The organism is Enterocloster clostridioformis (assembly GCF_020297485.1).
Lineage (GTDB): Bacteria > Bacillota > Clostridia > Lachnospirales > Lachnospiraceae > Enterocloster > Enterocloster clostridioformis.
Map to the genome: position 1 here is coordinate 4,097,157 of NZ_JAIWZC010000001.1, position 12,406 is coordinate 4,109,562.

The 12,406-nt window shown below is 50.0% G+C and carries 9 protein-coding genes, 1 CRISPR repeat array and 1 riboswitch; of the genes, 7 read left to right on the plus strand and 2 right to left on the minus strand.

Features of this window, described 5'->3' with window-relative positions; translation table 11 throughout:
• Positions 1-305: 305 nt before the first annotated feature.
• Genes cas3 through cas2 form a run of 7 tightly spaced genes read left to right on the plus strand, consistent with a single transcriptional unit; the run spans position 306 to position 7,868 of the window.
• Positions 306-2,483 (plus strand): CRISPR-associated helicase Cas3', encoded by a 2,178-nt coding sequence (gene cas3, locus LA360_RS20605; protein WP_112481537.1) that lies wholly within the window; start codon positions 306-308, stop codon positions 2,481-2,483.
• Between the two features lie 43 nt (positions 2,484-2,526).
• Positions 2,527-3,186: a type I-C CRISPR-associated protein Cas5c gene (gene cas5c, locus LA360_RS20610; protein ID WP_022202382.1), complete on the plus strand. Its 660-nt coding sequence runs from the start codon at positions 2,527-2,529 to the stop codon at positions 3,184-3,186.
• The gene (cas8c, locus tag LA360_RS20615; protein WP_022202383.1) at positions 3,183-4,958 is read left to right on the plus strand and encodes a type I-C CRISPR-associated protein Cas8c/Csd1; all 1,776 of its coding nucleotides are present in this window, start codon (positions 3,183-3,185) and stop codon (positions 4,956-4,958) included. Before cas5c ends, cas8c begins: the two co-directional genes overlap by 4 nt.
• A 1-nt stretch (position 4,959) precedes the next feature.
• Positions 4,960-5,850: a type I-C CRISPR-associated protein Cas7/Csd2 gene (gene cas7c, locus LA360_RS20620; RefSeq protein ID WP_022202384.1), complete on the plus strand. Its 891-nt coding sequence runs from the start codon at positions 4,960-4,962 to the stop codon at positions 5,848-5,850.
• Positions 5,850-6,512, plus strand: coding sequence for a CRISPR-associated protein Cas4 (cas4, locus tag LA360_RS20625; RefSeq protein WP_022202385.1), 663 nt, complete (start codon positions 5,850-5,852; stop codon positions 6,510-6,512). Before cas7c ends, cas4 begins: the two co-directional genes overlap by 1 nt.
• Positions 6,509-7,540: a type I-C CRISPR-associated endonuclease Cas1c gene (gene cas1c, locus LA360_RS20630; RefSeq protein ID WP_022202386.1), complete on the plus strand. Its 1,032-nt coding sequence runs from the start codon at positions 6,509-6,511 to the stop codon at positions 7,538-7,540. The genes cas4 and cas1c overlap by 4 nt, the downstream gene beginning before the upstream one ends.
• Before the next feature lie 37 nt (positions 7,541-7,577).
• Positions 7,578-7,868, plus strand: coding sequence for a CRISPR-associated endonuclease Cas2 (gene cas2, locus LA360_RS20635; RefSeq protein WP_002585648.1), 291 nt, complete (start codon positions 7,578-7,580; stop codon positions 7,866-7,868).
• Positions 7,869-8,079: 211 nt separating this feature from the next.
• A CRISPR array of direct repeats spans positions 8,080-10,368; the repeat unit is 32 nt; unit sequence GTCTCCACCCTCGCGGTGGAGTGGATTGAAAT.
• Positions 10,369-10,611: 243 nt separating this feature from the next.
• On the opposite strand, the gene LA360_RS20640 is transcribed toward cas2, so the two are convergent.
• Both LA360_RS20640 and LA360_RS20645 read right to left on the minus strand, forming a co-directional pair.
• A complete protein-coding gene (locus LA360_RS20640; protein WP_022202387.1) occupies positions 10,612-11,403 on the minus strand; it encodes a creatininase family protein in 792 nt (263 codons plus the stop codon).
• A 66-nt stretch (positions 11,404-11,469) separates the two neighbouring features.
• Positions 11,470-12,078, minus strand: a complete 609-nt coding sequence (locus tag LA360_RS20645; protein WP_022202388.1) for an ECF transporter S component — start codon at positions 12,076-12,078, stop codon at positions 11,470-11,472.
• Between the two features lie 149 nt (positions 12,079-12,227).
• Positions 12,228-12,346: riboswitch (FMN riboswitch) on the minus strand.
• Between the last annotated feature and the right edge of the window lie 60 nt (positions 12,347-12,406).

Sequence of the window (12,406 nt, forward strand, 5' to 3'; positions counted from 1 at the left end):
ATATAAAGGGAAAGTCACGCTATAATGACTGTCCCGAATACCCCAGGTGCGCGCGGGCCAGAGGGAAGGGGTGCTGTATTGGGTATCCGGATGAGGAGACTCAGATGGTACAGGCCGGGGAGTGCAGGGCCGAGGATGGATTTCCGCTGTTTGCGGGGGAAGAGTAGGTGTATCTGGGGTTATGGCGGAATAAAAGAAATATTTATCTTTATACAAAAACGGACATGGTGATATTTGACAAGGTTATTTAATTTAAGATAAAAATATGTTATAATTTGTACAATGTAAAGGGAAGGGGGGAACATATGCAATACTACGCGCACATCAGCGACGACAAGATGCGAAGGCAGACAGTGAAGGAGCATCTGACAGGGACGGCCAGGCGTTCTGAACTGTTCGCAGAGGCTTTCCGGTGCGGAGCATGGGGGTATGGATGCGGAATTCTGCACGACATTGGAAAATATACCCAGGGATTCATAAAGCGTCTGGAAGGCGGTTCCATTACAGACCATGCCACGGCGGGGGCCCAGGAGATGATGGGGCTGTATGCCAGGACCAACCCGCTGGCTGCTTATTGCGCCGCTTACTGTATCAGCGGCCACCATTCGGGACTTCTGGACGGGGGAAGGAACGGCGACACGGCAGGGGAGGCCACGCTTCAGGGAAGGCTTAAGAAGCAGTTAGAGGATTACAGCCCATACAAGGATGAAGTTGAGATGCCGGATTTTCCCGGGCTGCCTTTGAGACAAATAGGCAAGGGAGGATTCAGCCTGTCATTTTTCATCAGAATGCTGTTTTCATGCCTTGTGGACGGAGATTATCTGGATACGGAGCAATTTATGCTGGGACACGATGCGGGAAGGGGGGACCATGATTGTATGGACGTCCTTCTCAGGCGTCTGGAAAGCCATGTGGAATCCTGGCTTTCCAATGATGATTTGATATCTGTAAATGGAAGAAGGACGGCTATACTGAAGGCATGTCTGCAGGCAGGCAGAAGGAAGCAGGGACTGTACCAGCTCACGGTACCTACCGGCGGAGGCAAGACCATATCCTCCCTTGGGTTTGCCCTGCGCCACGCAGTGGAACATGGTCTTGACCGGATTATTTATGTGATCCCGTATACGAGTATCATCGAACAGAACGCCCAGGTATTTAAGGAAATCCTGGGAAAGAAAAATGTTCTGGAAAACCATTGTAATGTGACGTATGAGGACAATGAGAGCGCCCGGGAGTTAAAATTGGAACAGTTGGCCGCCGAGAATTGGGATAAGCCGGTGGTGGTCACTACAAATGTCCAATTTTTTGAATCACTCTTTGCCTCCAGGACTTCGGTATGCCGCAAACTGCATAACATTGCCAACAGTGTGATCATATTTGATGAGGCACAAATGCTGCCGGTGAAATATCTGATGCCATGTATTCGGGCTGTCAGCGAGCTTATATGTAATTATCACTGCACGGCTGTTATCTGTACGGCTACCCAGCCGTCCCTGCAGCCCTTCTTTCCTGCAAAGATACAGGAACTGGAGGCGGCGGAACTATGTCCGGTTGTAAAAGGACAATATGATTTTTTCAAAAGAACAAGGATACACCTGGCAGGACGGATATCCCAGGAGCATCTGGTGAAGGAGCTGGAAGGCCGGCATCAGGTCCTTTGTATCCTGAACAGCAGAAAGCGTGTACAGCGTATCTACGAGTCCATTGAGGACCGGGGAACGTATCATTTATCCACATTGATGTATCCAAAGCACAGGAAGGAGCTTTTGAAGGAGATTCGCGGCCGTCTGTCATCAGGAGAACCGTGCCGGCTTATTTCCACCAGCCTGGTGGAAGCAGGCGTGGATTTTGACTTTCCGGCCGTATACAGGGAGCTGGCCGGAATTGACAGCGTGATCCAGGCTGCCGGAAGGTGCAACAGGGAGGGAAAGAGGGATCCGGAAGAATGCATTACTCAGGTATTTACTTTGGAGGAAGAGGAGGATATCCATATACCACAGGAATTAAAACTGCCTATTTCAGTTGCGGGGCAGATTGTGGGAAAGTATGAAGATATATCATCGCCGGAGGCCATTGGAGAATATTTCACCAGGCTGTACCGGTATAAAGGGGAGGGATTGGACGCAAAGGATGTGGTGGAGCAGTTTGAGCAGGGAAGCCGTTCCTTCATGTTTCCATTTGCATCAGTGGCTTCCGGGTTCCGCCTGATTGAGAGTAATACCAGGACCATTTTAATTGATACAGAGCCGGAAGCAGCGCAGATTGCCATGCAAATCCGGCGGGGAGAGCATAACAGGGAGCTTATCAGGCAGGCGGGACAGTACTGTGTAAATGTTTTTGAACATGATTTTGAAGCGTTAAACGGCGCTGGCCGCCTTGAACAGATAGACCAGGAATTTTATGTTCTGAGGAATAAGGAGCAGTATACAAGGGAGAGAGGACTTGTGATTGACGTAAGCCGCGGCGATGCCGTCATGTTTTGAGTCCCCTTCATGAAAATGGCGTATGCCGGAAAGGAGTGAAGTGATGAGCCGAGGAGTACGGGTCCGGATGTGGGGGGATTATGCCCTTTTCAGCCGCCCTGAGATGAAGGTGGAACGGTGCAGCTATGATGTTATGACTCCCTCCGCCGCAAGGGGTATGCTGGAGGCCGTCTACTGGCATCCGGGGATGCGGTGGGTGATTGACAAAATCTATGTGAGAAAACCCATCCAGTTTACCAGCATCCGAAGAAATGAGGTAAAGAGCAAGGTATTGGCAGGAAATGTATTGTCTGCTATAAACGGGGGAGGAAAACCGCTGTATATAAGCAGCAGGGAGGAAATCGTACAGAGAGCGGCCATTCTTCTGCGGGATGTGGAATATGTGGTTGAGGCTCACTTTGAGATGACCCCCAAGGCAGTCCCAGGGGATAATGAGGGTAAGTTTAAGGACATTATTATGCGCCGGCTCCGCAGGGGTGAGTGCTATCACAGACCGTATTTTGGATGCCGGGAATTTCCTGCCCAGTTTGCCCTTTATGAAGAGGAGGAGGTAGACACTGCATATGCCGGAACGGAGAGGGATTTGGGGTATATGCTGTTTGACTTTGATTACTCAGATACAGAGGACATTAAACCCATGTTTTTCAGGGCCGTCATGAAGGATGGTGTTCTGGATGTAAGGAATTGTGAGGTGGTGCGATGATTCTCCAGGCGCTTGTTGAATATTATGAAGCCCTTGAGCGGAAGGGAAAGATAACCAGTCCGGGCTGGTGCAGGGCCAGGGTAGCGTACGGGCTGGATATTTCAGAGCAGGGGGAGCTTAAGAGCGTCATTCCCCTTAAGCAGGAGCGGCAGAAAGGTAAAAAGACAGTCACGGTACCGCAAAGCCTTACGGTACCCCAGATGGTTTCCCGTTCTTCCGGTGTATCCGCCAATTTCCTGTGCGACCATTCCGGTTATATGCTGGGAATTGATAATAAGGGGAAACCGGAGCGGTCCAGGGAATGTTTTGAGTGCGCCAAAAAGAAGCATAAGGACATTTTAGAGCATATCAGCAGCCCCGCGGCCGGGGCGGTGTGCCGGTTTTTTGACCGCTGGGCGCCGGATCAGGCAGCGGAAAACCCATGCCTGATACCGGAACTGGAGGAGATTATATCCGGTTCTAATCTGGTGTTCATGGTGGATGGGGAATATGTCCATGAGGACCCGGATATAAGGCAGTGCTGGGAAGAATACAGCCGTCAGTCAGGCACAGGACCTGTGGGCGTCTGCCTGGTGACAGGGCGCAGGGAGGAAATAGCCAGGATTCACGGCACCATAAAAGGCGTCCAGGGGGCCCAGTCCAGCGGTGCTGCGCTGGTTTCCTTTAATGCACCTGCCTTTGAATCATACGGCAAGGAACAGAGCTTTAACGCACCGGTGGGAACATACGCGGCCTATGCCTATACCACGGCGCTCAATTATCTCCTTGGGGACCGGACTCATAGGACAACCATCGGTGACACGGCAGTGGTTTACTGGTCCGAGGAAGGCGACGAACGATACCAGAATATATTTGCGTGCGTATCGGAGCCAACGATGGAGAACCAGGAAATAGTGGATGGGGTATTCAAGAACCTGGCAGAGGGAAAAGCGGTTGCGGCTCAGGATGTCCAGGACAGTCTTGATATGGACAGGAAATTTTATATATTAGGTCTGGCGCCTAATGCAGCCAGGCTGGCAGTGCGTTTTTTCTATCAGGACAGCTTTGGAAATATATTAAAGCATATAAAAGAACATTATGACAGAATGGAAATAGTGCGTCCGGCAGCCGACGCCGTGGAGTATCTGGGAATGTGGCGTATGCTGCAGGAGACCGTCAATAAAAAGTCCAGGGATAAAAAGCCGGTTCCCAGTATGTCCGGGGCAGTGTACAGGGCAATCATATCCGGCAGCCGGTATCCGGCGTCCCTGTATCAGGCCGTGCTTGGCAGGATACGGGCAGAGCAGGACGACGGGGACAGCCGGATTTATAAGATAACCAGGGGAAGGGCAGCCATTATCAAAGCATATCTGCTGAAAAATGGAAATGAAAAGGAGGAAATAACCATGGCGCTGAATGAAGACAGTAATAATACCGCGTACGTCCTGGGAAGGGAGTTTGCGGTTCTGGAGGCAATCCAGGAGGACGCCAATCCGGGGATTAACGCCACCATAAAGGATAAGTATTTTAACTCTGCATGCGCGACGCCGGCGGCAATCTTTCCCATTTTATTTAAGCTGAAAAACAGCCACATGAAGAAGATGAACAATGGGGCGAAGGAGATATATTATGAAAAAATACTGGGTGATTTACAGGGAAGGCTGACTGTCGCAGAGGGGCAGAAGGCAGCCTGCCCAAGGCGGCTTACCCTGGAGGAGCAGGGAATGTTCATATTGGGATATTACCATCAGACTCAGAAGAGATATGAGAAGAAGATAAAGGAGGAGGATTAAAATGGCAGAGGTGATTAAGAACAGGTATGAATTTGTGGTGTTATTTGATGTGGAGAACGGAAATCCAAACGGCGACCCGGATGCAGGCAATCTGCCGAGGATTGATCCGGAGAGCGGATACGGTATCGTGACGGATGTGTGCTTAAAACGTAAGATACGCAATTATGTGGAGACACTGAAGGAAGACGAGCCCGGGTATAAAATATATATCCGGGAGGATGTACCTTTAAACAGAAGTGACAATACCGCGTACATTGAGCTTAAGACAGATGAAAAGGGAATCAAGGAACTCAAAAAGAAAGACCCTCAGGTAGACCAGAAAATCCGGGATTTTATGTGCCGTAACTTTTTCGATATCCGAACCTTTGGCGCGGTCATGACAACCTTTGTAAAGGCTGCGTTAAACTGCGGCCAGGTGCGTGGGCCTGTACAGCTGGGATTTGCCAGAAGCATTGACCCCATTGTGAGTCAGGAAGTGACCATTACCCGTGTGGCTATCACCACAGAAAAGGACGCGGAAAATAAGAGTACGGAAATGGGAAGAAAGAATATCGTTCCCTACGCCCTGTACCGCGCGGAGGGTTACATATCAGCTAATCTGGCCAGAAAATCCACGGGCTTTTCAGATGAGGATCTGGAACTTTTGTGGGATGCCATCATCAATATGTTTGAAATCGACCATTCCGCAGCCAGGGGAAAAATGGCGGTCCGCCGGCTCATCGTGTTTAAACATAGTAAGGAACTGGGAGATTGCCCTGCATACAAACTCTTTGATGCCGTGGAAGTAAAAAAGAATGAGGAAGTGGAGTATCCCAGAAAATACGGGGATTACACGGTTGCCGTCCATAGGGACCAGATTCCGGAAACGGTTGAAGTTTCGGAGAAGATATAATGGAATACAGGGAGGATGACTTCCTCATGGTGTCCGGTATCCAGCATTTCACCTTTTGCAGGCGCCAGTGGGCCCTTATACATATTGAACAGCAGTGGAAAGAGAATGAGCATACCATAGAAGGAGAGCTGCTCCACAAAAAGGCCCATGATCCATATTTGGCAGAAAGGCGGGGCGATGTGATGATAAGCAGGGCATTGCCTGTGTATTCCAGGAGTATGGGTGTCAGCGGGGAATGCGATATTGTAGAGTTTCACAGGGCGGAGGATGGAATCGGACTCCATGGGCACAGGGGACTGTTCCGGGTATTTCCGGTGGAATATAAAAAGGGGAGCCCAAAGGAATCAGAAGCAGATATACTGCAGCTGGCGGCCCAGGCCATGTGCCTGGAGGAAATGCTGTCAGCCAGGATTGAAGCGGGGGCGCTGTATTACGGAGAGATTCACCGCAGGAATGTGGTGGAGATTACAGATGAACTGCGAAAACGGGTAAGGGATATATTTCAGGAGATGCATGAACTTTATGACAAGGGATATACACCAAAGGTCAGATGGTCAAAGAGCTGTAATGCCTGCTCCATGAAAGATATATGTATGCCGAAACTGGGAAAAGCATCACCTGTCAGGGATTATATCCGTGGGAAGATTGAGGAGGATGTATGAGGAAGTTATTAAACACCCTGTATGTTACTTCTCCTGACAGTTATCTGTCGCTGGACGGGGAAAATGTGGTAATCTATGACAACGATACGGAACTGGGACGGATACCGCTCCATAATCTGGAGGGAATAGTGTCCTTTGGATACAGGGGAATGAGCCCGGCCCTCATGGGGGGATGCGCGGAGCGGGACATATCACTTTGCGTCCTTTCGCCTCAGGGAAGATTTCTGGCCCGTGTGACCGGACGTGTGCGGGGAAACGTACTTCTGCGCAGGAAACAGTACCAGGTTTCCATGAATCAGGACGCAAGTCTGATGATAGCCAGAAACTGTATCCTTGGAAAAGTATACAATGCCAGATGGGTTCTGGAGAGAGCTGTGAGAGACCATGGACTTCAGATTGACACAGAGAAGGTGAAGGATGCGGCCGGATTCCTGAAACAATCCCTCAGGCGCATAGAGGAAAGCCGGGACATGGCTCAGCTGCGGGGGTATGAAGGGGAGGATGCCAGTATTTACTTTGGGGTTTTCGACCAGCTCATATTACAGCAGAAAAATGATTTCTATTTCAAGGGAAGGAACAGGCGGCCGCCTTTGGATAATGTGAATGCCATGCTGTCATTTGTGTACACGCTGCTGGCCAATACAGTTGCGTCAGCATTGGAAACAGTTGGCCTGGACCCTTACGTGGGATTCATGCATACGGACCGGCCGGGCCGCCTTTCCCTGGCATTGGATTTAATGGAGGAGCTGCGGCCGGTTCTGGCAGACCGTTTTGTGCTTACCCTGATTAACCGGAAGATGGTAAACAAAAAGGATTTTTCCCGGAAAGAAGACGGCGCTGTCATTATGGGGGATGAGGCACGGAAGCTGTTGCTGTCAGAATGGCAGAACAAGAAAAAGGAGATGATTACCCATCCATATCTGAATGAGAAGGTGGAGTGGGGAATGATTCCATTTGTTCAGGCCATGCTTCTGTCCAGATATCTGCGAGGCGATATAGATGAATACCCGCCGTTTTTCTGGAAATAGAAAGACACCTGACAGATGGGCCGGAGGAGGAAGGTATATGCTGGTACTGATTACATATGATGTGAATACGGAAACCGCCGCAGGCAGGGCCAGGTTGAGAAAGGTTGCAAAGCAATGTGTCAATTATGGCACCCGCGTCCAGAACTCCGTATTTGAATGTATTTTGGATAATGCCCAGCTGATAAAGCTAAAGGCGATACTGACAGATATAATTGATGAACAGACGGACAGCCTTAGGTTTTACAACCTTGGGAATAAACACACTACAAAAGTGAACCATGTTGGGATGAATAAGGGGATTAATGTGGAAGAACCGCTGATATTCTGACCTGGCCGCGGGCGGTAAAGCGGTATAAAGTATTTTGGTGCGAACCTGAAGCAAACATGGATTTACGGGGGGATTCGCACCGGAAAATTTGCACAATGAGAACGGATTTGCGAGTGTGCAGGGATGGTTGGCCGTGATTTGAGGGGGGTGGGATATGATTTGTTTGTGGAAATGTGATGAAGAATAGTAGTGGTTATTGTGTAGTATTTCTGTCTCCACCCTCGCGGTGGAGTGGATTGAAATGCTCTGGTTGTAGGAGCGGAACTGGCCTGTGTACGTCTCCACCCTCGCGGTGGAGTGGATTGAAATCTGTGAAGCCTGTCCTTCGGCTGTTTCCTGTCCGGGTCTCCACCCTCGCGGTGGAGTGGATTGAAATAACTCAATTAGATTCTTTTTTGGCTCTTCTATGTCGTCTCCACCCTCGCGGTGGAGTGGATTGAAATAGGATATGGAACGGCTTATGAAGGGGATGGATGCGTCTCCACCCTCGCGGTGGAGTGGATTGAAATCCCAAAGCCTCCAGGTAGGTATCATCCGTTTGGTCGTCTCCACCCTCGCGGTGGAGTGGATTGAAATATCCGCTGCATCGCTGGCATTATTCAAGTCCTTCCGTCTCCACCCTCGCGGTGGAGTGGATTGAAATGTCCGCGCCAACACCCCGCAGCTGGCCATGATTGGGTCTCCACCCTCGCGGTGGAGTGGATTGAAATTGAAACTGCAATTTGACAGCCTTAAAGCCACAATGTCTCCACCCTCGCGGTGGAGTGGATTGAAATCCGGCAGCAGGGCCACCTCCAGGTCCCCCTCATGTCTCCACCCTCGCGGTGGAGTGGATTGAAATGTCACGTCAAATATGATAGGCATATCAGTATCCACGTCTCCACCCTCGCGGTGGAGTGGATTGAAATCTGGCTCATTCCAAACCAACGCACACCGCGTAAAGGTCTCCACCCTCGCGGTGGAGTGGATTGAAATAGGCTATAGTTTAGCAGACATTGCCGCCGCTACAGTCTCCACCCTCGCGGTGGAGTGGATTGAAATCTTTGGGCGCAAAGGAGGAGCGTACTACAAAGGGGTCTCCACCCTCGCGGTGGAGTGGATTGAAATTGGGAGATAACAACCGTGAAACAGAAGTGGTATCCCGTCTCCACCCTCGCGGTGGAGTGGATTGAAATCGGGCATTAAATCATTTACCGACACTCCAAAATAGTCTCCACCCTCGCGGTGGAGTGGATTGAAATCAGTAGTACATTGATTATATTCATTCAGTGTTATGTCTCCACCCTCGCGGTGGAGTGGATTGAAATTTTTCATCTGCTTCTAAATCCATACAAAGTCTTGCTCCATCTCCACCCTCGCGGTGGAGTGGATTGAAATCGGTATCGATAGAATATAAATATGATTTTGAAAGGTCTCCACCCTCGCGGTGGAGTGGATTGAAATCTAAAAATAGGTATAAAAAATACAGCTCCGCAAAGTCTCCACCCTCGCGGTGGAGTGGATTGAAATACCTCCCACTCCCGGAGCGGATGCTTAACCATAGTCTCCACCCTCGCGGTGGAGTGGATTGAAATTGTTGTCCTGCGGTTCCCAGGCTCATATGCTCGGCGTCTCCACCCTCGCGGTGGAGTGGATTGAAATTCTGATTACTACCCAAAAATGTGCAGCTCTCTGAGTCTCCACCCTCGCGGTGGAGTGGATTGAAATAAGATGTCTCTCTGCTTCTCGTCCGGTTTTGCCCGGTCTCCACCCTCGCGGTGGAGTGGATTGAAATATCCTGCAACATCTCCTTTATGATTTCTCCCAGGTCTCCACCCTCGCGGTGGAGTGGATTGAAATATTACCGCTTTCATCCCAGTCCCTCCTCAAAATGGTCTCCACCCTCGCGGTGGAGTGGATTGAAATGACATGGGCGAACTTGATACATCGGCCATGGATGTCTCCACCCTCGCGGTGGAGTGGATTGAAATCATACCTATAACAATGATGTGCCCGTGGAGGATTAGTCTCCACCCTCGCGGTGGAGTGGATTGAAATAAGGACATAATACACCAGTAACCGGCGGTACTATTGTGTCTCCACCCTCGCGGTGGAGTGGATTGAAATCGATTCTCGCGCGCGTATACGCGCATGTGTATGGTCTCCACCCTCGCGGTGGAGTGGATTGAAATTCATTCGCAGCAATCCAGTCAATGATGAACTGATGTCTCCACCCTCGCGGTGGAGTGGATTGAAATCGTGGTTGTCCACTTTGCGTCCGGAGTATATACCGGTCTCCACCCTCGCGGTGGAGTGGATTGAAATTTGGGGCAACAAAAGGAGCTGCCATCTTGTTTCCGTCTCCACCCTCGCGGTGGAGTGGATTGAAATCCGCAGTCTGCGATATGGGCGATTGTTTTATAAGTCTCCACCCTCGCGGTGGAGTGGATTGAAATAGCAGTTAAAGGCAGATAATGCACAGTTAACAGGTCTCCACCCTCGCGGTGGAGTGGATTGAAATTCCGGGGTAGTCTCATAGCCGTTCACATAATAGCGTCTCCGCTCTCGCGTCGGAGCAAGTTAAAAATCCGCCAATTACAGAATTACATCCAGTTGCCCTCTCCTCTGCCCTTTTCGCAAACGCCGCAATCCCTTTTGAACTGCAAAAAGGTTAGGTAAAACTAATTCCGTACAACAAAAAAGATGGGGCATGCCCCATCCCTTTCATAATCTTGTTAGAATGTACAAAGAATGCATACTTCCATTATCCCTTCCATGCCCGAATCTCTTTAAGCCCCGGCACCAGCACCTTAGCGCTGGTTTCCAGAATGATCCGTCCCTTTTCAGCTGTGGCGCCTGAGGGGTCCCCGCCGATTCCGATGGGTTTGCCGTCTTCTGTTTTCCAATCCTCGGATACCCAGCCAATGGATACATTTCCGTAAGGTTTCAGCGCCTGATTGTCTTTAAATGCAGTGGGAATTCCCGCCTCTGAGGTCTCTGACTTTACCAGGGACGGGTCCACGGCCATGACCATGGAGGTTTCCATTTCACCTCCATGGAAGTCCCAGATATTTCCTTCTGAAATCGTGGCCGTCACATCCGGATGGCTAAAGGCCCCGGATGAAAGAATGAAAGGGGAGATGCCGAACTCGCTGCGAAGCTCCCTGCTTAAGACCTGTACAATGGGAGCATTTCCTCCATGACACACCAGAAAAGCCAGCTTCTTAAAACCGTGGCGGACCAGGCTGGTGCTGATATCATATAACATATGGTAGTAGGTATCCGGTTTAAATGTGATGGAGCCGCAGAAATTCCTGTGCTCCGTGCTCAAGCCTACGGGGATGACCGGAAATATCAGCATGGGAAAATCTGAATTTTCCACTTCCAACTCCCTGCGTATATAGTCTGTCATGGCCTCTGCGATGATATCGTCCGTACCCAGCGGAGCCTGGTTTCCGTGCTGCTCCAGCGCACCCAGGGGAATCAGTACAATGGTTTCATCCTTGTTGACCTGTTCCATCTCTAACCGGGTTAAATCGCTATAATTTTGAATCATGTGTATATAACCTCCTGACTGGATTTTTCAGCCCTCGTTCCTTACAGCGTTTCCTCATGTATTTCCTCACGCGGTTCTCACAGCCGGATAAACTGCCAGCAGTCTGGTGTACAGCAGATACCCCACAAAGCAGTTGAGCCCCAGCTTAATCAGGTTGAAGGGGATGGTGGCCATAAAGATGAAGGTGGTCAGATCGCTGATGGCCGGATTTACCGCAGCCACCATGGTAATCACCTGGTTCAGAGGGAGCCCCATGGCCGCTGCATACAGGGGAAGGGTGATAAATGCATTGCAGAAACAGGCAAACAAGGTCCTGATGGGGACGCTGACTGCCAATGACGCGATTGCTGCCCGGCGGGTCTTTCCGCCTTTTTTGTAAACTGCCCACATGGGGATTACGAATAATACAACCCCGATAAGATTGGCAAATTCCCCTACATACATGGAATTGGTGCCGACCGTGAGAAGCTTGATGATGATTTTGATGATTTCCACCCAGGCGGCGGACGCTGGCCCCATGAGGAACAGGGCAATAATGGACGGCACATCGCTGAAGTCAATCTTGTAAAAGGGCGGCATCATTGGAACGGAAAATTCCAGGGACATGAGGGCGCCGGCAACTGCGGCCAGCATACCGGTGTAAATAAGTTTCTGAATACTCCATTTTGTTTTCATAGCAAAACCTCCTTGATAAATGCTTTCGATACGGTGATTCAGCAATGAATGAAGTTCCAGGAAACAAAAAATCTCAGGTTCCGGGGAACCTGAGATTAACTTCATAGTCAATATAAATAAGGGAGGATACTCAATATTTATATGAACAAAATTGTCTTCTCTCATCCAGACTATACTGTCGGTTTTGGAATCGCACCAAATCAGCCGCATGCAGCGGGTCGCGGACTATACCGCCGGTAGGGAATCACACCCTGCCCCGAAGAACCTATTCATTTGCTTATCTCATTTTAAATTATCACAAATAACAATGGCTGTCAACTGCAAAAGA